The sequence below is a fragment of the Streptomyces hamibioticus genome, from assembly GCF_047946815.1.
In the GTDB taxonomy this organism is placed as follows: domain Bacteria; phylum Actinomycetota; class Actinomycetes; order Streptomycetales; family Streptomycetaceae; genus Streptomyces.
Genome location: NZ_JBKKQY010000001.1, coordinates 5,397,886 through 5,419,281, shown reverse-complemented (window position 1 = coordinate 5,419,281; position 21,396 = coordinate 5,397,886). Strand labels below are relative to the sequence as shown.

The following is a 21,396-nucleotide window of genomic DNA, read 5'->3' as shown; positions in this document are numbered from 1 at the left end:
CGAGTTCCCCGGGCGTGGGGAATCCGCCCCGTTGACGACCCGATGACCGGCACCCACCCGACGGCGGCTTCTGGAACTTCCCTGGGCGGCCTTTCCACCACGGCCCCGGCCACGCCGTCGTTTACACAGTGGCGCCGCACACGGTTTTCGGCTTCGGTAAGGAAGAGCCGTTCAGCCGGACACGGTTGCGGTTCACCTGACGACACCAACGGAGGAAGCCATGGACATGACCCTCGAAGTGATCCCGCTCCCCGTGACCGACATCGACCGGTCCCGGGACTTCTACCGGGACAAGGTCGGCTTCCACGTGGACATCGACCAGGAGGTCATGCCGGGCCTGCGCATCGTCCAGCTGACACCACCGGGCTCCGGCTGCTCGATCGCCCTGGGGGACGCCATCTGGGACATGACCCAGGGCCAGACGAAGCCGACGCCCGGCTCCTACCAGGGCCTGCAGCTCTGCGTGGCCGACATCAAGGCGGCCCGCGCCGAACTGGTCGCCCGCGGCCTGGAGATCTCCGAGCCGGTCCAGTACGCGCCGGACGACGGCGCGACCTTCATGTACTTCACGGACCCGGACGGCAACGGCTGGTCGGTCCAGGAGTACCGCCGGCGGGCAACAGAGCCGCTGCACCAGCTCCTGGCCCAGCTGAAGTCCCAGCAGAACTGAGCCACCCGGCCACCCGCAGCCGCCCACGGCGCGCAAGCGACCCCTGACCCGGGCGCCACCCGCAGCCGCCCACGGCGGGAAGCGACGCTCGGCCTGGGCGCCACCCGCAGCCGCCCACGGCGCGCAAGCGACCCCTGACCCGGGCGCCACCCGCAGCCGCCCACGGCGGGAAGCGACGCTCGGCCTGGGCGCCACCCGCAGCCGCCCACGGCGCGCAAGCGACCCCTGACCCGGGCGCCACCCGCAGCCGCCCACGGCGGGAAGCGACGCTCGGCCTGGGCGCCACCCGCAGCCGCCCACGGCGCGCAAGCGACCCCTGACCCGGGCGCCACCCGCAGCCGCCCACGGCGCGAAGTGACGCTCGGCCTGGGCGCCACCCGCAGCCGCCCACGGCGCGCAAGCGACCCCTGACCCGGGCGCCACCCGCAGCCGCCCACGGCGCGAAGTGACGCTCGGCCTGGGCGCCACCCGCAGCCGCCCACGGCGCGCAAGCGACCCCTGACCCGGGCGCCACCCGCAGCCGCCCACGGCGCGAAGTGACGCTCGGCCTGGGCGCCACCCGCAGCCGCCCACGGCGCGCAAGCGACCCCTGACCCGGGCGCCACCCGCAGCCGCCCACGGCGCGAAAGGGGCGACCGGCCGGGGCGCTGCCCGCAGCCGCCCGCGGCGGGAAGGGGACGTGTCGGGGGGTGTCCGCCCGCAGCGGTTGTCGCGTCAACACGGGCACCCTCTACAACAGACCGATTCCGCGACGTTCCGAGGACGGACACCCCCCGGCGCGGCCCCGAACCACCCACCGAACCCAAGGCGCTACGCGCACCCCCGACCACCCGCAGCGGCGCCGCAGGCATCCACCCACGGCGCCGCGGACAACCCACAACCGCCCGGCCCCACCGCCGCAGGCGGACCGGACGACATGCCCCCGGCCGGCGCCCCGGGTCAGCCCGTCTCCCGCCAGCGGTTCGTGATCGGCAGGCGCCGGTCCTTGCCGAAGCCCTTCGCCGAGATCTTCGTCCCCGGCGGGTACTGCCGCCGCTTGTACTCCGCCGTGTCGACCATCCGCAGCGTCCGCGTCACCAGCTCCCGGTCGAACCCGGCGGCGACGATCTCGTCGGCGCCCCGGTCCCGGTCGACGTACAGCTCCAGAATCGCGTCCAGCACCGGATAGTCCGGCAGCGAGTCCGTGTCCACCTGCCCCGGCCGCAGCTCCGCGCTCGGCGGCTTCACGATCGAGTTCTCCGGGATCGGCGGCGTCTGCCCCCGCTCCGCCGCCGCCCGGTTGCGCCACTCCGCCAGGCGGAACACCGACGTCTTGTACACGTCCTTGATCGGCCCGTACGCGCCCACCGAGTCGCCGTACAGCGTCGAGTACCCGACCGCCAGCTCCGACTTGTTGCCGGGCGCCAGCACGATGTGCCCCTCCTGATTGGAGATCGCCATCAGCAGCGTCCCGCGCAGCCGCGACTGGAGGTTCTCCTCCGCCAGCCCCGTCAGCCCCAGCGCCCCCATATACGCATCGAACATGGTCTCGATCGGAACCGTCCGGTAGTTCAGCCCCGTACGCCGCGCCAGCTCCGCCGCGTCGTCCTTCGAGTGCTCGGACGAGTACTTGGACGGCATCGACACGCCGTACACGTTCTCCGCCCCCACCGCGTCGCACGCGATCGCCGCGACCAGCGCCGAGTCGATCCCCCCGGACAGCCCGACCAGCACGGACCGGAACCCGTTCTTCGCGACGTACGCCCGCAGCCCCACGACCAGCGCCGAGTAGACCTCCTCGTCGTCCTCCAGCCGCTGCGCGTGCCCCCCGCTCAGCTCCGCCGCGTACGGCGCCACCGGCTCCTCCGACAGCACCACCCGCTCGATCCGCAGCCCGTCGTCCACGACCCCGCTCGGCGCGTCCGGCGCCGCCGCCGGCAGGTCGAGGTCCAGCACCACGCACCCCTCGGCGAACTGCGGCGCCCGCGCCACGACCTCCCCGTCCGCGTCGACCACGATCGAGTCGCCGTCGAAGACCAGCTCGTCCTGCCCGCCGATCATCGCGAGGTACGCAGTCGTGCAGCCGGCCTCCTGCGCCCGCTTGCGCACCAGCTCCAGCCGGGTGTCGTCCTTGTTCCGCTCGTACGGCGAGGCGTTGACGGAGACCAGCAGCCCGGCCTGCGCGGACCGCGCGGCCGGCACCCGCCCGCCGTCCTGCCACAGGTCCTCGCAGATCGCGAGCGCGACATCGATCCCGCGCACCCGCACCACCGGCATGGTGTCGCCCGGCACGAAGTAGCGGAACTCGTCGAAGACGCCGTAGTTCGGCAGGTGGTGCTTGGCGAAGGTGAGCACCACCTCGCCCCCGTGCAGCACCGCCGCCGCGTTCTGCGGCGCCCCCGCGGGCTGGCCGTACTTCGGCTGTGCGGTCTCGCTGCGGTCGAGGTAGCCGACGATCACCGGCAGCTCCCCCAGCCCCTCCTCGGCGAGGCGCGCGGCGAGCGCGCGCAGCGCGGCGCGGGAAGCCTCCACGAAGGACGAGCGAAGGGCCAGGTCCTCGACGGGGTACCCGGTCAGCGCCATCTCGGGGAACGCCACGAGGTGCGCTCCCTGCTCGGCGGAGTGCCGGGTCCAGCGCACGATGGTCTCGGAGTTGCCGGACAGGTCGCCGACGGCGGCGTCGATCTGGTTCAGGGCGAGTCGTAGTTGAGGCACGCGGCCAGTGTAATCGTCACACCGACACGATGGGGTGAGGCGGAACACCGGGGCCACCCCGGGTCCCACCCGCACCGCACCCGCACCGCACCGCACGTCCGCCTCCCCGAGCCGGAGGCACCGAATGGCCCGATCGAACACATGGCCTCTACGCTGCGGAGGAAGCGGTACGGGACGGAGGTCCGCAACGCGCACGAAACGGCGCTGTGGTGTCATGCTCGGGTACCCGACCGCCTCCCGCGGTACCGGAGACAAGCGACCTGGCCAGCAAGGATGGGGAAGCGGAAGATGGACAAGCAGCAGGAGTTCGTGCTCCGGACCTTGGAGGAGCGCGACATCCGTTTCGTACGCCTGTGGTTCACGGATGTGCTGGGCTTTCTGAAGTCCGTTGCGGTGGCCCCGGCCGAGCTGGAGCAGGCCTTCGACGAGGGCATCGGCTTCGACGGCTCCGCCATCGAGGGCTTCGCCCGGGTCTACGAGTCCGACATGATCGCCAAGCCGGACCCCTCGACGTTCCAGATCCTCCCCTGGCGCGCGGAGGCCCCCGGCACGGCCCGGATGTTCTGCGACATCCTGATGCCGGACGGCTCCCCGTCCTTCGCCGACCCGCGTTACGTCCTCAAGCGCGCCCTGAACCGCGCCTCCGACTCGGGCTTCACCTTCTACACCCACCCGGAGATCGAGTTCTTCCTCCTGAAGGACAAGCCGGTCGACGGCTCGGTGCCCACCCCGGCCGACAACTCGGGCTACTTCGACCACACCCCGCAGAACATCGGCATGGACTTCCGCCGCCAGGCGATCACCATGCTGGAGTCGATGGGCATCTCGGTGGAGTTCTCCCACCACGAGGGCGCGCCGGGCCAGCAGGAGATCGACCTGCGCTACGCCGACGCGCTGTCCACGGCGGACAACATCATGACGTTCCGCCTGGTGATGAAGCAGGTGGCGCTGGAGCAGGGCGTGCAGGCGACCTTCATGCCGAAGCCGTTCTCGGAGCACCCCGGCAGCGGCATGCACACCCACCTGTCCCTCTTCGAGGGCGACCGCAACGCCTTCTACGAGTCCGGCGCCGAGTACCAGCTCTCCAAGGTCGGCCGCTCCTTCATCGCGGGCCTGCTGAAGCACGCCGCCGAGATCTCCGCGGTCACCAACCAGTGGGTCAACTCCTACAAGCGCATCTGGGGCGGCTCGGAACGCACGGCCGGCGCGGGCGGCGAGGCCCCGTCCTACATCTGCTGGGGCCACAACAACCGCTCGGCCCTGGTCCGCGTCCCCATGTACAAGCCGGGCAAGACCGGCTCGGCGCGGGTGGAGGTCCGCTCCCTGGACTCGGGCGCCAACCCCTACCTGTCCTACGCCCTCCTGCTCGCCGCCGGCCTGAAGGGCATCGAGGAGGGCTACGAACTCCCGCCGGGCGCCGAGGACGACGTCTGGGCCCTCTCCGACGCCGAACGCCGCGCGATGGGCATCGAGCCCCTCCCGCAGAACCTCGGCGAGGCCCTCACCCTGATGGACCGCAGCGACCTGGTCGCCGAGACCCTCGGCGAACACGTCTTCGACTTCTTCCTCCGCAACAAGCGCCAGGAGTGGGAGGAGTACCGCTCCGAGGTCACCGCCTTCGAGCTGCGCAAGAACCTGCCGGTGCTGTAAGCGCAGGTCAGGATCTGGGGCCGGCCAACCGGTCCAGCGGCCGTGGCGTCGACGGTGGCCGACCGTCGACGCCACGGCTCTTTCGTACGCGCGTCTGCGATCAGCGCCGCACCGTCTCCGGCGCCCCCGGCAGGTGCCCCGCGACCACCCGGTCCCGGACGGCGCCCGGAGCGACCCGGCGGTCGACGGCGCAGGCCGTGCCCGCCACCGCCAGCCCCAGCACCGCCAGCGCCGAGCCCGCGAGCGCCGGGGAGGTCACCCCGAAGCCCGCCGCCAGGGCCAGGCCGCCGATCCAGGCGCCGCCGGCGTTGGCGAGGTTGAAGGCCGCCTGGTTGGCGGAGGAGGCCAGGGACGGGGCCGCCGACGCCTTCTCCATCACCATCAGCTGGAGCGGGGAGCCGGTGATGAAGGCCGCCGTGCCGAGCAGGGTCACCGCCACCGCGGCCGTCGCCTCCGTGCGCATCAGCAGCGGGAAGAGGGCCAGGACCACCGTCAGCGCCGCCAGGCCGCCGAACAGGGTGCCCCGCAGCCAGTGGTCGGCCAGCCGCCCGCCGAGCAGGTTGCCCGCCGTCGCGCCGACGCCGAACAGGGCCAGCAGCAGCGTCACGCTGGCGTCGGCGTACCCGGCGGCGACGGTGAGCATCGGGGTGATGTAGCTGTAGGCGGCGAAGAGCGCGCCGAAGCCGGCGACCGTCGTGCCGAGGGCCAGCCAGACGGGGACGGAGCGCAGGGCGGCCAGTTCGCCTCGCAGTCCCGCCTCGGGCGCCGGGGCGTTCTCGCGCGGGATGAGCAGGGCAAGGGCCGCGATCGCGGCCACGCCGATCGCCGCGACGCCGAGGAACGTCGCCCGCCAGCCCAGGTGCTGCCCCAGGAGCGTCGCCACCGGCACGCCCGCGATGTTCGCGACCGTCAGGCCCAGGAACATCAGGGATACGGAACGGGCCTTGCGTTCCGGCGCCACCATGTTCGTCGCGACCACCGCGCCGACACCGAAGAAGGCGCCGTGCGGCAGGCCGCTGAGGAACCGGGCGGCGAGCAGCCAGGTGTTGTCGGGGGCCAGCGCCGACAGGGCGTTGCCGGCCACGAACAGGAGCATGAGGGCGATCAGCACCGTGCGGCGGGACATCCGCGCGGTCGCCGCCGCGAGCAGCGGGGCGCCGACGACCACGCCCAGCGCGTACGCCGAGACCAGGTGGCCGGCGGTGGGGATGGAGATGTTCAGGTCGTCCGCGACGTCGGGCAGCAGGCCCATCATCACGAACTCGGTCGTGCCTATGCCGAAGGCGCCCACGGCGAGGGCGAGCAGGGCCAGGGGCATGAAGGGTCGCCTTTCGGGACGTCGAGGCTTCGGGACTTCCGGTCCCCGAGGCCCTCCTCGTATGTTCCAGTACGGAACAAAGCCTCTCAGGGCGAGCCCGTGGCCCCGAAATCTCAGGACGCCGTTGTGTCGACCCTCACACGTGCGGCCAGCGGCAGATGGTCGCTGCCCGTCTCCGGGAGGGTCCAGCTGGTCACCGGTTCGACGCCCTTCACCAGGATCTGGTCGATCCGCGCCATCGGGAACGACGCCGGCCAGCTGAACCCGAAGCCGTCGCCCGCCGCGCCCTGCGTGGAGCGCATCTGGGAGGTGATGGCGTTGAGCGCGCGGTCGTTCATGGTGCCGTTCAGGTCGCCCAGCAGCACCACCCGCTCCAGCCGCTCGGCGGCGACGGCCTCACCCAGCGCGTCGGCGCTCGTGTCGCGCTGCCGGGCGGTGAACCCGGCCTCCAGCTTCACGCGCACCGAGGGCAGGTGGGCGACGTACACGGCGACCGGTCCGGCCGGGGTGGCGACCGTGGCGCGCATCGCCCGCTTCCAGCCGAGCCGGATGTCGACGGACCGCACGTCGCTCATCGGGTACTTGCTCCACAGCCCCACCGTGCCGACCACCGCGTGATGGGGGTACGTCGCGGCGAGCGCCCTCTCGTACGTCGGCACCGCGGACGCCTTCAGCTCCTCCAGGGCCAGCACGTCCGCGCCGGAGGCGGCCACCGCGCGGGCGGTGCCGGACGGGTCGGCGTTGTCGGCGTTGACGTTGTGCGTGGCCACCGTCAGGTCGCCGCCGGTGGCGGTCTTGTCGGTGAGCAGGCCGCCGAAGAGGTTCAGCCACACGATCGCCGGCAGCAGGACGGCGATCAGCGCGGTCGCGGACTTCCGGGCCAGCGCGACGACCAGCAGGACCGGGATCAGCACGCCCAGCCACGGCAGGAACGTCTCGGTGAGGCTGCCGAGGTTGCCGACGGCGTTCGGGATGTGCGCGTGCGCCGCCAGCACCCCGGACAGCAGCACGGCCACCGCGGCCGTGATCAGGCCCCGGCGCCAGATCCGCCGGTCGCCGCGCCAGCCGGCGGCGTACCGGCCGAGAAGGCGGCGGACGAGGGGTCCCCGGCGCTCGCGCCCCGAGCCGCCGTTGTCCGTCTCCGTCACGTACGCCTGCTGCGCCATACCGTCGCCTCACTACCTGCCGTGCACACCGTCGCCCCCCGGCCCCGGAAGAACCCTAGGGGATGATCGGTTCCTCTCCCGCCGTCCAGGACGGCCGTACGGGCACGAGGACGAGCAGGCACCCGTGGGGAGTTCCGGTCTCGGGTGACTCGCGTGGGGTCTGTGACCAAACGCGCACATTCCGGCGGGGCGGATCGTGCCCGGGGTGCTCTGGCCCTCGGTGGCACGAGGTGCCACCATGGTGGGGAGTCCGGGGACGCCGTCAGGGCGCCTCGAGATGACATGAAGGAGCGTTGTTATGACGCAGCTCTCGGCTGCCCAGACCGCGCATGCCGCGCAGCGCGGACCCTCCGACGGCAGCAAGGCGCTGTACGGGGGCAAGAGCACTCGTCGCATCACCGTCCGTGACATCACCGCGGCCAAGGAGCGCGGCGAGAAGTGGCCCATGCTCACCGCGTACGACGCGATGACCGCCTCCGTGTTCGACGAGGCCGGCATCCCGGTGATGCTGGTCGGCGACTCGGCCGGCAACTGCCACCTCGGGTACGACACCACCGTCCCCGTCACCCTCGACGAGATGACCGTGCTGTCGGCGGCGGTGGTCCGCGGCACCAGCCGCGCCCTCATCGTCGGCGACCTGCCCTTCGGCTCGTACCAGGAGGGCCCGGTGCAGGCGCTGCGCTCGGCGACCCGGCTGGTCAAGGAGGCGGGCGTGGGAGCAGTGAAGCTGGAGGGCGGCGAGCGCTCGCACCGGCAGATCGAGCTGCTGGTGGAGTCCGGCATCCCGGTGATGGCGCACATCGGCCTGACCCCGCAGTCCGTCAACGCCATGGGCTACCGCGTACAGGGCCGCGGTGAGGAGGCCGCCCAGCAGCTGCTGCGCGACGCCAAGGCCGTGCAGGACGCGGGCGCCTTCGCGGTCGTCCTGGAGCTGGTGCCGGCCGAGCTGGCCGCCGAGGTGACCCGCACGCTGCACATCCCGACGGTCGGTATCGGTGCGGGCCCGGAGACGGACGCCCAGGTGCTGGTGTGGACCGACGCGCTCGGGCTGACCGGCGGCCGGATGCCGAAGTTCGTGAAGCAGTACGCCGACCTGCGCCAGGTCATGGGCGACGCGGCGAAGGCGTTCGCCGAGGACGTCGTCGGCGGAACGTTCCCGCAGGAGCAGCACTCCGTCCACTGAGCCATCTCGGTACGACACCGGCCCCGCCGATCCTCCCCCGTCGGCGGGGCCGGTGGTTTCTCCGTCCGGCCCGCGCCGGCGGGGCGTCGGCGGCTGTCGGCAGGATGTCGGCGGTCGGCGGCTGTCGGCGGCTGTCGGCAGGATGTCGGTGGATTGTCGGCGGCGGCTGACACCGTCGTCGGCATGACGCGAATCGACAACCACCCCAGGGCCGCGAGCAGCGCGGTCACCGTACGGGGGCTGGTCAAGCACTACGGCGAGACCAAGGCGCTGGACGGCGTCGACCTGGACGTGCGCGAGGGCACCGTGATGGGTGTGCTCGGCCCGAACGGCGCCGGCAAGACCACCCTCGTACGCATCCTCTCCACCCTGCTGGCCCCGGACGCCGGGCGGGCGACCGTCGCCGGCCTCGACGTCGTGCGGCAGCCGCGGCAGCTGCGCCGGGTGATCGGGCTGACCGGGCAGTACGCCTCGGTGGACGAGAAGCTCCCCGGCTGGGAGAACCTCTACCTGATCGGGCGGCTGCTCGACCTGTCCCGCAAGGAGGCACGCGCGCGTGCCGACGCGATGCTGGAGCGCTTCTCGCTCACCGAGGCCGCCAAGCGGCCGGTGGCCACCTACTCCGGCGGCATGCGGCGCCGGCTGGACCTGGCCGCCTCGATGATCGGCCGCCCGGTCGTCCTCTTCCTCGACGAGCCCACCACCGGTCTGGACCCGCGCACCCGCAACGAGGTGTGGGACGAGGTCAAGCGGATGGTCGGGGACGGCGTCACCGTGCTGCTGACCACCCAGTACATGGAGGAGGCCGAGCAGCTCGCCTCCGAGCTGACCGTCGTGGACCGGGGCAAGGTCATCGCGGGCGGCGGCATCGAGGAACTGAAGGCGAAGGTCGGCGGCCGCACCCTGCGCGTCCGCCCGGCCGACCCGCTGCGGCTGCGCCCGCTCGCCGCCCACCTGGACGCGCTGGGCATCACCGGCCTGGCATCCTCCACGGTGGACGCCGAGCGCGGCTCCGTGCTGGTGCCGATCCTCAGCGACGAGCAGCTGACCGCCGTGGTCGGCGCGGTCACCGGGCACGGCATCACGATCGCCTCCATCACCACCGAACTGCCCAGCCTGGACGAGGTGTTCCTGTCCCTCACCGGCCACCGCGCCAGTGCCCCGCAGGACCCCGCGCCCGCCGACGCACGCGAGGAGGTCGCCGTATGAGCGCCACCACCGTCGCCCCCGACGCCCGGATCTCCCTGCGTGCCCACGTCCGGCACACCAGCGCCCTGGTCCGCCGGAATCTGCTGTGGATCCGGCAGGACCCGGAGTCGATGTTCGACGCCCTGCTGTTCCCGATCGTCTTCACCCTGCTGTTCGTGTACGTCTTCGGCGGCTCCATCGGGCAGTCGCTGGGCGGCGGTCAGCAGGCGTACGTGCAGTACGTGGTCCCCGGCCTGATGGCCATGATGGGCATGAACATGGCCATGGGGGTCGGCACCGGCTTCAACCAGGACTTCAACTCCGGTGTGATGGACCGCTTCCGGTCGCTGCCGATCGGCCGCGGCTCGGTGCTGTTCGCGAAGATCGCGGTGGAGGTGCTGCGGATGCTGTTCGCCACCGCGGTGCTGCTGGTCGTCGGCGTCCTGGTGGGCTTCGACATCACCAACTGGGCGGGGCTGCTGGCCTCCGTGGGCCTGTCGGTGCTGTTCGGCTCCGCGCTGATGTGGATCTTCCTCACCCTCGGCGTGGTGATGAAGAGCGCCCAGTCGGTGCAGGCGATGGGCTTCCTGGTGCTGATGCCGCTCCAGTTCGGCTCGTCGATCTTCGCGCCGCCGCAGTCCATGCCGGGCTGGCTGGAGGCCTTCACCCGGTACAACCCGTTGTCCAACCTCGCCGACGCGGCGCGCGGCCTGATGACGGGCGGTCCGATCGCGGAGGACCTGTGGATGACGCTCGGCTGGTCGGTGGCGCTGACGGCGGTGATGGCGCCGATCGCGATCCACAAGTTCCGCACCAAGAGCTGACCCGGGTCAGACCAGGGCGGTGGCCTCCTCGGCGGAGAGTTCGCCGCCCTCGGCCCGGGCGGCCTCGTACGCCTCGGTGCCGAGTGCTTCCCGGACCCGTGCGTCCGCCCGGGCTTGGCAGTCCCGCTCCATGGCCATTGCGCAGTGGCCGGGCGGCAGCAGTGCGACGGCGGCCCCCAGGCACCGGGCGGCGTCCCGGGCCCGCCGGCCGCCGTCGACGCCGGCCAGCGCCATCGCGGCGATGGTGAGGCAGGCCGACCGCATCTGCGGGGCGATGACGGTGGACAGCGGGTCCTTCGACCGCTCCAGCGCCTGACGGACCAGTGCCAGGGACTCCTCGTAACGGTCCTCCAGCGCGGCCACCCAGGCCTCCGAGGCCAGGATGAACGCGTCGAAGACGGCGAAGTGGGCGATCGGGAACTCCTCCCGCAGCAGCCGGAGCTGCTCACGGGCTTCGGCCGACCGCTCGGTCATGGCGAGCCGCCCGGCGAGGAAGAGCCGGGCGGCGGGCAGCGCGCCGTTGTACCCCGCACCGGCCTGGTCCCGGATCACCTCGCGCAGGACGCGCTCACCGCGTTCGGCCTGTTCCGGGTCACCGGAGTCGATCAGCGCGCTGCCGAGGCGGGCACCGAGCACGGCCACGTGGGCGCGGGCGCCCAGACGCTCGGCGTGCTCCGCCGCGGCCTCGTAGTCGGCGGCGGCGAGCAGGTGGTCGCCCCGGCGTTCGAGGGCCTCGGCACGCGCGGACAGCGCCTCGGCGGTGCCCCAGGCGTCGCCGAGCCGCCGGTAGATCTCCAGCGACTCGTCGGCGTCGCGGGCCGCGTCGCCCGCCCAGTCGCTGCGGTTGGCGAGGAAGTTGGCCCGTGTCTGGAGGCTGCCGGCCAGCTCCCATTCGTACCCCGGGGTCGCCCGGCAGGTGCGCACGGTGGCGTCCAGGATCTCGCGCAGCCGCTCCATGTCGCCGGTGAGCATCACGGCGTAGAACCAGAGCAGGCCGGGGCTGCGGCAGGTCTGCGGCAGGCCGGGTTCGTAGGTGGCGGAGACGGCCCGCAGCTTCGCCTGTGCCGCCGGGGTCTGCCAGGCCTCCAGCTCGGTGTCCATGCAGGCCAGGTGGGCCAGGTGCGCACCGCGCCGGGCCTCGGCGAGGATCTCGCCGGTCATCGGGGGCGGCGCGGCCGTGCACCGCTCCCACACCGGCTCGGCGGGCCGGACCGGCCCGGCGAACGGGTCGGGGCCCAGCGCCATCACCTCGCTGCACCAGGTGCGCGCCTCGATCCGCAGGTCGCGCATCTGCCAGTACCAGACCAGCGACAGCACCAGGCAGAGCGCCTCCTGCTCGTCCCGCTCGGCGACGGCGTGGCGCAGGGCGGTGCGGAGGTTCTCGTACTCCCGCTCCAGCCGCTCGATGGCGGCGAGTTGGTCCGGGCCCCGCAGCAGCGGGTCATTGGTGCGGGCCACCTCCCGGTAGTACGTCAGGTGGGCCCGCTCCGCCGCCCGCCGCCCGCCGGTCTCGTCGAGCCGCTCGCGCGCGTACTCGGCGACGGTTTCCAGCAGCCGGTAGCGCATCTCCCCGTCGTTCGACGGCGCGGCGACGACCAGGGACTTGTCGACGAGGGAGCCGAGCGCGTCCAGCGCGGACGGACCGCACACGGCCTCGGCGGCGGCCAGGTCGCAGCCGCCCGCGAACACCGACAGGCGGCGCAGCACGTCGCGCTCGTCGTCGTCCAGCAGTTCCCAGGACCAGTCGACGACCGCGCGGAGCGTCTGCTGGCGGGGCAGGACGGTGCGGCTGCCGGAGGTGAGCAGCCGGAAGCGGTCGTCGAGGCGGTCGGCGATCTGGCGGGGGGTGAGCATCCGCAGCCGGGCGGCGGCCAGCTCGATGGCGAGCGGCAGGCCGTCCAGCCGCCGGCAGATCTCGGCGCACGCCTCGGGGTCGTCGTCGACGGAGAAGCCGGGGCGGGCGGCGGCGCCGCGGTCGGCGAGCAGCCGCAGCGCGGCCGGTTCGGGCAGCGGCTCCACCGGCCGCAGCAACTCCCCCGGGACGCCGAGGGGTTCACGGCTGGTGGCGAGGACGGTCAGGTGGGGGCAGCGGGCGAGCAGTTCCTCGGCGAGGCGGGCGGCGGCCTCGACGACGTGCTCGCAGTTGTCGAGCACGATCAGCATGTGGCGCCGGCCGCAGTGCTCGACGAGGCGTTCGGTCGCGGTGCCCTGCCGGTCGGCCGCGACCGCCCGCATCTCCTCGGCGCCGGCGCCGTACAGCACGGTCTCGCGGGCGCCCACCGCGGTCAGCACGGCCTCGGCCACGGCGCCGGGGTCGTCGACCGGCGCGAGTTCGGCCAGCCACGCCCCGTCCCTCGCCGGGTCCCCGGCTGCCTCGGCGGCCTCCTGCGACAGCCGGGTCTTGCCGGCACCGCCGGGCCCGAGCAGGGTGACGAGCCGGGCGGTGGTCAGGTCCGCGCGGATGGCCTGGATGTCGGCGTCCCGGCCGACGAAGGAGGTGAGCCGGGCACGGAGGTTGCCGCGCTGCGGCCGGGCAGCGGGCCCGGGGGCCGGCGTGGCGGGCCGGACGGGTGCGGCGGGCACGCCGGGCGCGGAGGGCGGGCCAGACGTGGCCGGCAGGCCGGGCGCGGAGGGCGGGCCAGACGTGGCCGGCAGGCCGGGCGCGGAGGGCGGGCCGGGCGATCCGGGCTGCTGGTCCGGCGCGGCAAGCGGGGCCGTCGCGACAGGCGGGGCCGTCACGGCAGGCGGGGCCGTCACGGCAGGCGGATCCGGTACGGGAAGCGGATCCGGTACGGGAAGCGGGTCCGGCCGCAGCAGCCGGGCGTGCAGGGAGCGCAGTTCGGCCCCGGGGTCGGAGCCGAGCCGGTCCGCGAGCAGACGCCGTACGTCCTCGTAGGCGGCGAGCGCCTCGGCGGTGCGGCCGGTGTCGCGCAACGCGCGCAGGCGCAGCGCCTGGAGGGGCTCGTCCAGCGGGTGGGCGTCGCACAGGGCGGTCAGCTCGGGCAGCGACCGGTCGGCGTGGCCGAGGTCCAGGGCGGCGGCGTGGCGGGCGCGCAGGGCGTCCAGCCGCCGGGTCTCCCAGCGGGCCGCCTCGGCGCTGCGGTCGGGGAGGTCGGCCAGGGCCGGGCCGTGCCACAGGGCGAGGGCGTCGTCGAGGACGACGGCGGCCTTGTCCGGGTCGCCGTCGGCCAGGGCGCGGGCACCCTCGCCGGCCAGCCGGTCGAAGCGGTGCAGGTCGATGTCGTCGGGGGCGGCGGCGAGACGGTAGCCGCCGTCGGCGGAGGCGACGGCCTCCGCGCCGAGGGTCCGCCGCAGCCGCCCGACCAGCGCCTGCAGCGCCCCCGGCGCGTCGGCGGGCGGGTCACCGGCCCACACCTCCTCCACCAGCAGACCGGCGGGCACGGTCCGGCCGGCCCGCAGGGCGAGCACGGTCAGCAGAGCACGCAGCCGCGCTCCGCCGACCGGGACGAGGGTGCCGTCGGGGCGGAGCGCCTGGGTGGTGCCGAGGATGCGGTAGCGCACGGGTCCATTGTCCCTGGGGGTCTCGGGGGCGGTCACGGGGTCCGGCCGGCGGGGCGGATCGCCCCGGGCCCACCCTCTCCGGAACCGGGGCGGACCGCGAGACGTTTTCCCGGCGCGCCGGGTACGGTCGGGCAGTCCCCCCGGGGCCCACCGTGCGTCGACCAGTCAGGAGTCCCATGACCACCGCCACCGCCAGCCCCAGTGACCGGCGGATCAGTCCCGTCTTCGTCGGGATCCTGGCCGTCACCGCGGTCACCGGGTGGGCCAGCTGGACCGGGTTCGCCGAGCAGCCGGGCATGGCCGTGTTCCTGTTCGTGACGGCCGCCTGGATCGTCTCGCTGTGCCTGCACGAGTACGCGCACGCGCGCACCGCCCTGCACAGCGGCGACATCTCGGTCGGCGCGAAGGGCTATCTCACGCTGAACCCGGTGAAGTACACGCACGCCCTGCTGAGCATCGTGCTCCCCGTGCTCTTCGTGATCATGGGCGGGATCGGTCTGCCGGGCGGTGCCGTCTTCATCGAGCGCGGGCGCATCCGGGGCCGCTGGAAGCACAGCCTGATCTCGGCGGCGGGCCCGCTGACGAACGTGCTGTTCGCGGTGGTGTGCACGGCCCCGTTCTGGCTGGACGCGCTGGACGGCGTGCCGCGCGACTTCCGCCTCGCGCTGGCCTTCCTGGCGCTGCTCCAGGTCACGGCGTCGATCCTGAACTTCCTGCCGGTGCCGGGGCTGGACGGCTACGGGGTGATCGAGCCGTGGCTGTCGCACAACGTGCGGCGGCAGGTGGAGCCGATCGCGCCGTTCGGGCTGCTGATCGTGTTCGCGATGCTGTGGATCCCGGCGCTGAACGGCGTGTTCTTCGACGTGGTCGACACCGTCCTGGGCAGCCTCGGGATCAGCGAGTCCGACACGTACTGCGGTTTCGAGCTGTACCGCTTCTGGCAGACGGACGAGTTCTGCTCGGTCAGCCCGTGACGGAGGAGGCGCGGCGGGCGTCGTCCTTGGCGCGCTTGACGTAGTACCAGCACATGTTGGACGACACGCCCGCCATCAGCACCCACACCACGCCCATGAGCACGCTGCCCTGCACGAAGGAGACGACGGCCGCGGTGGCGGCGAGGACGCAGACGACCAGGGCGTAGAGGGCGAGTCGCCGGGTCGGGCGGGACGGGACCTGGGCGGGCATGGGGCGGGCTCCTGTCGGGGGACACGTGCGGGCACTGCTGTGCCCCAGTGTCCCCCATCGCCTCATACGTCCGTGACGCGGAGTCCCGCGTGCGCCTTGTAGCGGCGGTTGACGGAGATCAGGTTGGCGACCAGCGACTCGACCTGGTGCGCGTTGCGCAGCCGGTCGGCGAAGACGCCGCGCATCCCGGGGATGCGGCCGGCGAGCGCCTGGACGATCTCGACGTCGGCGCGGGCCTCGCCGAGCACCATCACGTCGGTGTCGATCTCGTCGATCTCCGGGTCCTGGAGCAGGACCGCCGACAGGTGGTGGAAGGCGGCGGTGACCCGGCTGTCCGGCAGCAGGGCCGCGGCCTGCTCGGCGGCGCTGCCCTCCTCCGGCCTGAGGGCGTAGGCGCCCTTCTTGTCGAAGCCGAGGGGGTTGACGCAGTCGACGACGAGCTTGCCGGCCAGTTCCTCGCGCAGGGACTGAAGGGTCTTGCCGTGCCCCTCCCAGGGCACGGCGACGATCACGACGTCGCTGCGGCGGGCGGTCTCGGCGTTGTCGGCGCCCTCGATGCCGTGGCCGATCTCCTCGGCGGCGCCCTGCGCGCGCTCGGCGGCCCGGGAACCGATGATCACCTTCTGGCCGGCCTTGGCGAGGCGGTAGGCGAGGCCCTTGCCCTGCGGGCCGGTCCCGCCGAGTACGCCGACGACCAGTCCGGAGACGTCGGGCAGGTCCCAGGGGTCCTTGGCGGGGGCTTTCTGACCGCCCTGTGCGGCAGTGTCGGTAGAGGTCATGGCCCCGACTCTACGTGCGTCCCCGGGTCGGGTGATTTCCCGGTGAACGCCGGGTCCGGGCAGGGCGTTTGCGACACCATGCGGCGCATGGACGCCGTACGGGTCGCGCTGCTGCGGGAAGTGCTCGCCGGGACCGAGTGGCTGGGGGCCACCCGGAGATTCGCGGGGGCGCTGCGCGGGTCGGTGGTGTCGCACAGGGGCGGGCTGCTGCTGGTGGGCACGGCGGCCTACGAGCCGTGGCACCTGGCGGCGCACCTGGTGGACGAGGCGGCCTGGTCGGGGACGCCGGAGCTGGCCCCGACGCTGGTGCGGCACGACGCGCGGCCGTCGGACCCGGCGCATCTGGCGGTGGGGCTGGGGCGGCTGGCGGCGGCCCGGCGCGGGGAGACGCTGCTCGTGGTGGCGCCGGACGATCCGGGCGCCGCACTGCTGGAGCGGGTCCACGACGTCCGGCGGGCCGGGGCGACGGTGCTGACGCTGGGCACGGGCGAGCGGGAGCTGACCTCCATGGCGCACGAGGCGCTGGCCGTGCCGGACGGCGCGGAGCTGGACCTGGACACCGTGCAGCATCTGGTGAGCGCGGCGGCCGGGGAGAACGCGGTGCCGCTGCCGCGGGGGCGGCGCCGTCTTCGGGACCGGCTGTCGAGGCTGGCCGATTGCCTGACGGCGCCGCCGCCGGAGCGGTGGTGAAGGTCCGCCGGGTTCGGTGGTCCTTCGCCGGGCGGTTGTGCCGTGCCTCTCGGGGGCGCGGGGAACGGCGCGGCCGGCCACGCCCCGCCGGAAGCCCCGCCGGAAGCCCCGCCCCCCCTCCGGTGTCAGTCCTCCGGGCGGGACGCGGGCGCGTCGTGCCAGTTGGGGTCGTTCTCCCACTGGAGGTTGCGCTCGCGGGCCGTCTCCATCGCGCGCTCGGCCTCCGTGCGGGAGGCGTAGGGCCCGAAGCGGTCCTTGCCCGGGCAGTCCGGGCCCTCCTCGACCTGCTGGTGTTCCAGGCAGTAGTACCACTCGCCCGGCTTTCCGACCGTGCGCTTCTTGAACAGGGCCATGACCGGCTCCTTTCGCCAGGGGACATGGTCTCGTATGCCCGCTGGTTAGACTCGCTGGCATGTCTGGCCAGTCGCTGCTCGTTCCAGGGGAGCTGTCTCCCACCCGTTCCGTACCCGGAAACATCCGCCGACCCGAGTACGTCGGCAAGCCCGCGCCCACGCCCTACACCGGCCCGGAGGTGCAGACGCCCGAGACCGTGGAGGCGATGCGGGTGGCCGGGCGGATCGCGGCGCGGGCGATGGCCGAGGCCGCCAAGCTGATCGCGCCGGGCGTGACGACGGACGAGCTGGACCGGGTGGCGCACGAGTACATGTGCGACCACGGCGCCTACCCCTCCACGCTGGGCTACCGCGGCTTCCCCAAGTCCCTGTGCACCTCGGTCAACGAGGTGATCTGCCACGGCATCCCGGACTCGACGGTGCTGCGCGACGGCGACATCGTCAACCTGGACGTGACGGCGTACATCGGCGGGGTGCACGGCGACAACAACGCGACCTACCTGGTCGGCGAGGTGGACGAGGAGAGCCGGCTGCTGGTCGAGCGCACCCGGGAGTCCCTGAACCGCGCCATCAAGGCGGTCCGGCCGGGCCGGCAGGTCAACGTCATCGGCCGGGTCATCGAGTCGTACGCCAAGCGCTTCGGCTACGGGGTGGTCCGGGACTTCACCGGCCACGGGATCAACTCGTCCTTCCACTCCGGCCTGGTCATCCCGCACTACGACAGCCCGCATGCGACGACCGTGATGCAGCCCGGGATGACCTTCACGATCGAGCCGATGCTGACCCTCGGCACGCACGAGTACGACATGTGGGACGACGGCTGGACGGTCGTGACGAAGGACCGCAAGCGGACCGCGCAGTTCGAGCACACGCTGGTGGTGACGGACACCGGGGCGGAGATCCTGACCCTGCCGTAGCCTCCGCCCGCCCGACCCGCTCTCCTCGGGAGGGCGGGTCTTTTCGCGCGTTCCTGGGTAGCCTTTTACCGACAGGCCGTCGGCAAACCTCTTGACTTAGGTTAGCCTAACCTTAGAAGATCGGTCACATGGACTCCTTCTCGACGCTCATCCGCACCGCCTCCCACGAGCAGCACACGGAGGCCGAGACCTCGACGTTCATGAGTGATCTGCTGGGCGGGCGGCTCGGCGTCGAGGCGTACGCGCGGTACACCGAGCAGCTGTGGTTCGTCTACGAGGCGCTGGAGGCCGGCGCCAGCCGGCTGGCGGCGGACCCGGTGGCCGGTCCCTTCGTCCGGCCGGAGCTGATGCGCCTGGCCGCGCTGGAGCGGGACCTGGAGCATCTGCGCGGCCCCCGGTGGCGGGCGTCCCTGTCCGCGCTGCCGGCCACGCGGGCCTACGCGGACCGGGTGCGGGAGTGCGCCGAGCGCTGGCCCGGCGGGTACGTCGCACACCACTACACCCGCTACCTCGGCGACCTGTCCGGCGGGCAGATCATCCGCGACAAGGCGGAGCGCACCTGGGGCTTCGAGAAGAAGGGCGACGGCGTCCGCTTCTACGTCTTCGAGCAGATCACGAACCCGGCGGCGTTCAAGCGGGAGTACCGGGAGCTGCTGGACGGCATCCATGCGGACGACCTGGAGAAGCAGCGGGTGGTGGCCGAGTGCAAGCGGGCGTTCGCGCTGAACACGGCCGTCTTCCGGGCGCTGGGCGAGGAGTTCCCGCTGAGCGCCTAAGCCTCGAGGAACGCCCTGCCGCCGATCTCCACCCAGCCGCCCGGCTGCGGCGCGGCCAGGAGCTGCGAACCCGCGCCCTGGGTGATGTTGAGCGCCCGGCCCAGGCGGTCGGTGAGCAGCAGCGCCGCCGCGCCCGTCGCCTCGTCCTCCCCGGCCCCGGTACGGGCACCGGCTCCGCCGGAGCGGCTGACGCCGCCCTCCTCGACACGGCCGGGGAAGGCACGGGCACGGATCCGTCCGGCCGCCTCGTCCAGCCACGCCCAGGCGTACACCCGCCCCTCCCCCGGCGGCGGCACGGCCAGGTCGTCCACCTCGGCGACGGTGGCGTACCGGCGCAGGGTCCACGGCGTGACCCACTCCGCCCGCGCCTCGATCCAGCTGAACTCCCCGTCCAGCCGGGCGCCCACCACCCCGGCCGGCGTGACGAGTTCGGGCACGTCGAGCAGCCAGGCCGTGCCGACTCCGGGGCGGACGGCGAAGGGCAGCCGCAGGGTGGGTGTGCGGATGTCGACGACGCCGCGCTCGGGGTCGTCCACGAACACGGTCTCGTCGAAACCGAGTTTCGCGGCGAACGCCTGCCGGTCGGCCTGCCCGGGCAGCACCGAACCGTCGCGGACGACCCCCAGTTCCTTGCCGTAGCCGCCGTTCGGCGCACAGAAGACGCGCAGTACGTCGTAGTCCGTCACGGGGGCATTGAAGCAAACGCGGCGCGGTCGGCGCCGGTCAGGCGTAGACGCGCTCCACGAACTCCGCGAGCTGATCGTCGGACAGATGACGCGCCAGGTCGTGCTCGCTGATCATGCCGACCAGCCGCTTGTCCCCGTCGATGACCGGCAGGCGGCGGATCTGGTTGGTCTCCATCTCGCGGAGCACGTCCTCCACGCTGGCGTCGCTGCTGATCCAGCGCGGGGTGCCCTGGCACAGCTCACCGGCGGTGACGCGGGCGGGGTCGTGGCCGGCGGCGACACAACGGACCACGATGTCGCGGTCGGTGATGATGCCGCACATGCGCTCGTTGGAGTCGGTGGGGTCGCTGACGGGCAGGGCGCCCACGTTCAGTTCCCGCATGAGCTGGGCGGCGCGGTCCAGGGTCTCGGTGGCGGGTATCCACTGGGCCCCGGGGTGCATGATGTCGGCGGCGGTGGTCATGAAGTGTCCCTCCTGTCGGTTCGGGCGGTTTCATCCTCGGGGGGCGGCTTCCTGGGAGCGATCCGACGGGCGCCGTCCGGGTGATGCCGGGCGCGGGTCCACGGACGCCCGGCCGTGAGGTCACGGTGTGGCCGCTGAACCCGGTCCGGACGTCCGGGCGTCACCCGGTCCCGGTAGGGTTCGCCTCCGGGAAGGGGAAGGTGAAGGAAACCTGATGAGCAGGGATCGCGGCACTCGAAGGCTTCGCAGGCCGGCCCGGGGCGCGCTGCTGGCGGCGTCGGTGACCGCTCTGTCGGTGACGGCGAGCGGATGCGTCGTGGTGCACGGCGAACGGGAGGTGCTCCCCGCGGCCACCCGGGCCGAGGCCGCGAAGGCGCTGGCGCAGTTCACGACCGCGTACAACAAGGCCGACAAGGCCTACGACCCCGCCCTGGACGCCGAGTACACCACCGGCGCGCTCGCCGACATCGACTCGGCGCGGCTGGAGGCCGGCCAGGCCAACCACCCGGACGGCAACCCGCAGCACACGCCGCTGAAGTTGACGGACGTGCAGTACACCATCCCCAAGAAGGCGGGCTGGCCGCGCTGGTTCCTCGCCGACGCCCGCGGCAACAAGGGCGGCGACGCGCGCTGGCTGCTGGTGTTCACCCGGCACGGCCTGGACGAGACCTGGCAGGTGGCCTACCTGACGCTGGTCGCCCCGGGCTCCATACCCGAGTTCCCGACGGACAAGGACGGCTGGGCGGAGGCCGTCCCCGCGAACTCCGCCGAGCTGGCCGTCCCCCCGGGCGAACTGGGCGAGGAGTACGCCGCCTACCTGGAGGAGGGCGGGCCGGCCTTCGCGGACGGCACCCACACCAGCGGCTGGCGGGAGCTGCGCAAGAAGCAGGAGCGCAGGCCGGGCCTGGCCCGGCAGTACATCGACGAACCGCTGACCAACGGCGACTACGCGCCGCTGGCGCTGCGCACGAAGGACGGCGGGGCGCTGGTCTTCTTCACCACGCGCCACTACGAGAAGCAGACCGCCGCGCAGGGCGCCTCCGTGCCCACCCCGAACCGGAACGTCCTGGCCCTGACGGAGGGCGAGATCAAGCAGTCGCTGACGATGGAGTTCGTCTCCAACGGGGTCGCCCTGGACCCGGCGAAGGGCTCCGCCGAGGACGGGGTGAAGATCCTGGGCCGGGTCCAGGGTCTCACTTCGGCGCAGGGAGCCTGAGCGGTCCGCCGCAACGGGCTCCGCGATCGGCGGCCGGGCAACGCCCCAAGGGGCGCGGGGAACTGCGCGGCAGGCCACGACGAACCCGCAGACGCCCGACAACCGCTCAGGCCCCG

The 21,396-nt window shown here is 73.1% G+C and carries 19 protein-coding genes and 1 pseudogene; 11 read left to right on the top strand and 9 right to left on the bottom strand.

All coding sequences use genetic code 11. The annotated features are described in order from the left end of the window. Window positions 1–62 precede the first annotated feature (62 nt). Both ACLGIH_RS24515 and ACLGIH_RS24510 read left to right on the top strand, forming a co-directional pair. Window positions 63–200 (top strand): annotated as a pseudogene (locus tag ACLGIH_RS24515) (pyridoxamine 5'-phosphate oxidase family protein); the annotation flags it as partial. Window positions 201–220: 20 nt separating this feature from the next. Next, complete coding sequence (locus ACLGIH_RS24510) at window positions 221–670, top strand: VOC family protein (protein WP_416527434.1); 450 nt, start codon at window positions 221–223, stop codon at window positions 668–670. A gap of 939 nt (window positions 671–1,609) precedes the next feature. Here ACLGIH_RS24510 and ACLGIH_RS24505 read toward each other — a convergent pair. After that, entirely contained in the window at window positions 1,610–3,364 is a 1,755-nt protein-coding gene (locus ACLGIH_RS24505; protein WP_416527433.1) for an NAD+ synthase, read from the bottom strand. Between the two features lie 288 nt (window positions 3,365–3,652). Here ACLGIH_RS24505 and glnA point away from each other — a divergent pair, with 288 nt between their 5' ends. After that, a complete protein-coding gene (gene glnA, locus ACLGIH_RS24500; RefSeq protein WP_416527432.1) occupies window positions 3,653–5,014 on the top strand; it encodes a type I glutamate--ammonia ligase in 1,362 nt (453 codons plus the stop codon). A 100-nt stretch (window positions 5,015–5,114) separates the two neighbouring features. Here glnA and ACLGIH_RS24495 read toward each other — a convergent pair whose 3' ends face one another. Then, window positions 5,115–6,332: an MFS transporter gene (locus ACLGIH_RS24495; protein ID WP_416527431.1), complete on the bottom strand. Its 1,218-nt coding sequence runs from the start codon at window positions 6,330–6,332 to the stop codon at window positions 5,115–5,117. A 113-nt stretch (window positions 6,333–6,445) separates the two neighbouring features. After that, window positions 6,446–7,498 (bottom strand): endonuclease/exonuclease/phosphatase family protein, encoded by a 1,053-nt coding sequence (locus ACLGIH_RS24490; RefSeq protein WP_416527430.1) that lies wholly within the window; start codon window positions 7,496–7,498, stop codon window positions 6,446–6,448. Window positions 7,499–7,796: 298 nt separating this feature from the next. On the opposite strand from ACLGIH_RS24490, the gene panB reads away from it, so the two are divergent. From panB to ACLGIH_RS24475, 3 genes are all read left to right on the top strand, one after another. Next, on the top strand, window positions 7,797–8,681 hold the full coding sequence (panB, locus tag ACLGIH_RS24485; protein ID WP_416527429.1) for a 3-methyl-2-oxobutanoate hydroxymethyltransferase: 885 nt from the start codon (window positions 7,797–7,799) through the stop codon (window positions 8,679–8,681). Window positions 8,682–8,864: 183 nt separating this feature from the next. Further along, window positions 8,865–9,890, top strand: a complete 1,026-nt coding sequence (locus tag ACLGIH_RS24480) for an ATP-binding cassette domain-containing protein (protein ID WP_416527428.1) — start codon at window positions 8,865–8,867, stop codon at window positions 9,888–9,890. After that, window positions 9,887–10,693 carry an ABC transporter permease gene (locus tag ACLGIH_RS24475; protein ID WP_416527427.1) on the top strand — a complete coding sequence of 269 codons (807 nt, stop codon included), beginning with the start codon at window positions 9,887–9,889 and terminating at the stop codon, window positions 10,691–10,693. Before ACLGIH_RS24480 ends, ACLGIH_RS24475 begins: the two co-directional genes overlap by 4 nt. A gap of 6 nt (window positions 10,694–10,699) precedes the next feature. Here ACLGIH_RS24475 and ACLGIH_RS24470 read toward each other — a convergent pair whose 3' ends face one another. Then, a complete protein-coding gene (locus ACLGIH_RS24470; RefSeq protein ID WP_416527426.1) occupies window positions 10,700–14,215 on the bottom strand; it encodes an AfsR/SARP family transcriptional regulator in 3,516 nt (1,171 codons plus the stop codon). Window positions 14,216–14,391: 176 nt separating this feature from the next. Between ACLGIH_RS24470 and ACLGIH_RS24465 the strand changes: the two genes are divergently transcribed. Next, window positions 14,392–15,189 (top strand): site-2 protease family protein, encoded by a 798-nt coding sequence (locus ACLGIH_RS24465; protein ID WP_416527425.1) that lies wholly within the window; start codon window positions 14,392–14,394, stop codon window positions 15,187–15,189. Here ACLGIH_RS24465 and ACLGIH_RS24460 read toward each other — a convergent pair. Both ACLGIH_RS24460 and npdG read right to left on the bottom strand, forming a co-directional pair. Further along, on the bottom strand, window positions 15,179–15,400 hold the full coding sequence (locus ACLGIH_RS24460) for a hypothetical protein (RefSeq protein WP_416527424.1): 222 nt from the start codon (window positions 15,398–15,400) through the stop codon (window positions 15,179–15,181). The genes ACLGIH_RS24465 and ACLGIH_RS24460 overlap by 11 nt on opposite strands. Before the next feature lie 62 nt (window positions 15,401–15,462). Continuing rightward, window positions 15,463–16,179: an NADPH-dependent F420 reductase gene (npdG, locus tag ACLGIH_RS24455; RefSeq protein ID WP_416527423.1), complete on the bottom strand. Its 717-nt coding sequence runs from the start codon at window positions 16,177–16,179 to the stop codon at window positions 15,463–15,465. Between the two features lie 87 nt (window positions 16,180–16,266). On the opposite strand from npdG, the gene ACLGIH_RS24450 reads away from it, so the two are divergent. Beyond that, window positions 16,267–16,869: a hypothetical protein gene (locus ACLGIH_RS24450; protein ID WP_416527422.1), complete on the top strand. Its 603-nt coding sequence runs from the start codon at window positions 16,267–16,269 to the stop codon at window positions 16,867–16,869. Between the two features lie 125 nt (window positions 16,870–16,994). On the opposite strand, the gene ACLGIH_RS24445 is transcribed toward ACLGIH_RS24450, so the two are convergent. Next, window positions 16,995–17,222 (bottom strand): hypothetical protein, encoded by a 228-nt coding sequence (locus ACLGIH_RS24445; RefSeq protein ID WP_416527421.1) that lies wholly within the window; start codon window positions 17,220–17,222, stop codon window positions 16,995–16,997. 59 nt (window positions 17,223–17,281) lie between these two features. Between ACLGIH_RS24445 and map the strand changes: the two genes are divergently transcribed. Together map and ACLGIH_RS24435 are read left to right on the top strand one after the other, a co-directional pair. Then, window positions 17,282–18,139: a type I methionyl aminopeptidase gene (gene map, locus ACLGIH_RS24440; RefSeq protein ID WP_416527420.1), complete on the top strand. Its 858-nt coding sequence runs from the start codon at window positions 17,282–17,284 to the stop codon at window positions 18,137–18,139. 128 nt (window positions 18,140–18,267) lie between these two features. After that, window positions 18,268–18,915, top strand: coding sequence for a biliverdin-producing heme oxygenase (locus ACLGIH_RS24435; RefSeq protein ID WP_416527419.1), 648 nt, complete (start codon window positions 18,268–18,270; stop codon window positions 18,913–18,915). On the opposite strand, the gene ACLGIH_RS24430 is transcribed toward ACLGIH_RS24435, so the two are convergent. Both ACLGIH_RS24430 and ACLGIH_RS24425 read right to left on the bottom strand, forming a co-directional pair. Further along, window positions 18,912–19,601 (bottom strand): PhzF family phenazine biosynthesis protein, encoded by a 690-nt coding sequence (locus ACLGIH_RS24430; RefSeq protein ID WP_416527418.1) that lies wholly within the window; start codon window positions 19,599–19,601, stop codon window positions 18,912–18,914. The genes ACLGIH_RS24435 and ACLGIH_RS24430 overlap by 4 nt on opposite strands. A 37-nt stretch (window positions 19,602–19,638) precedes the next feature. Next, the gene (locus ACLGIH_RS24425; protein ID WP_416527417.1) at window positions 19,639–20,064 is read right to left on the bottom strand and encodes a CBS domain-containing protein; all 426 of its coding nucleotides are present in this window, start codon (window positions 20,062–20,064) and stop codon (window positions 19,639–19,641) included. Window positions 20,065–20,278: 214 nt separating this feature from the next. Here ACLGIH_RS24425 and ACLGIH_RS24420 point away from each other — a divergent pair, with 214 nt between their 5' ends. Continuing rightward, window positions 20,279–21,280, top strand: a complete 1,002-nt coding sequence (locus ACLGIH_RS24420) for an SCO2278 family lipoprotein (RefSeq protein WP_416527416.1) — start codon at window positions 20,279–20,281, stop codon at window positions 21,278–21,280. The last annotated feature ends 116 nt before the right edge of the window (window positions 21,281–21,396 follow it).

Bases quoted from the DNA above. Each gene is read 5' to 3' on its own strand.
- ACLGIH_RS24510 (WP_416527434.1), top strand. From the start codon at position 221: ATGGACATGACCCTCGAAGTGATCCCGCTCCCCGTGACCGACATCGAC.
- glnA (WP_416527432.1), top strand. From the start codon at position 3,653: ATGGACAAGCAGCAGGAGTTCGTGCTCCGGACCTTGGAGGAGCGCGAC.
- ACLGIH_RS24495 (WP_416527431.1), bottom strand. From the start codon at position 6,332: ATGCCCCTGGCCCTGCTCGCCCTCGCCGTGGGCGCCTTCGGCATAGGC.
- ACLGIH_RS24490 (WP_416527430.1), bottom strand. From the start codon at position 7,498: ATGGCGCAGCAGGCGTACGTGACGGAGACGGACAACGGCGGCTCGGGG.
- panB (WP_416527429.1), top strand. From the start codon at position 7,797: ATGACGCAGCTCTCGGCTGCCCAGACCGCGCATGCCGCGCAGCGCGGA.
- ACLGIH_RS24480 (WP_416527428.1), top strand. From the start codon at position 8,865: ATGACGCGAATCGACAACCACCCCAGGGCCGCGAGCAGCGCGGTCACC.
- ACLGIH_RS24475 (WP_416527427.1), top strand. From the start codon at position 9,887: ATGAGCGCCACCACCGTCGCCCCCGACGCCCGGATCTCCCTGCGTGCC.
- ACLGIH_RS24465 (WP_416527425.1), top strand. From the start codon at position 14,392: ATGACCACCGCCACCGCCAGCCCCAGTGACCGGCGGATCAGTCCCGTC.
- ACLGIH_RS24460 (WP_416527424.1), bottom strand. From the start codon at position 15,400: ATGCCCGCCCAGGTCCCGTCCCGCCCGACCCGGCGACTCGCCCTCTAC.
- npdG (WP_416527423.1), bottom strand. From the start codon at position 16,179: ATGACCTCTACCGACACTGCCGCACAGGGCGGTCAGAAAGCCCCCGCC.
- ACLGIH_RS24450 (WP_416527422.1), top strand. From the start codon at position 16,267: ATGGACGCCGTACGGGTCGCGCTGCTGCGGGAAGTGCTCGCCGGGACC.
- ACLGIH_RS24445 (WP_416527421.1), bottom strand. From the start codon at position 17,222: ATGGCCCTGTTCAAGAAGCGCACGGTCGGAAAGCCGGGCGAGTGGTAC.
- map (WP_416527420.1), top strand. From the start codon at position 17,282: ATGTCTGGCCAGTCGCTGCTCGTTCCAGGGGAGCTGTCTCCCACCCGT.
- ACLGIH_RS24435 (WP_416527419.1), top strand. From the start codon at position 18,268: ATGGACTCCTTCTCGACGCTCATCCGCACCGCCTCCCACGAGCAGCAC.
- ACLGIH_RS24425 (WP_416527417.1), bottom strand. From the start codon at position 20,064: ATGACCACCGCCGCCGACATCATGCACCCCGGGGCCCAGTGGATACCC.
- ACLGIH_RS24420 (WP_416527416.1), top strand. From the start codon at position 20,279: ATGAGCAGGGATCGCGGCACTCGAAGGCTTCGCAGGCCGGCCCGGGGC.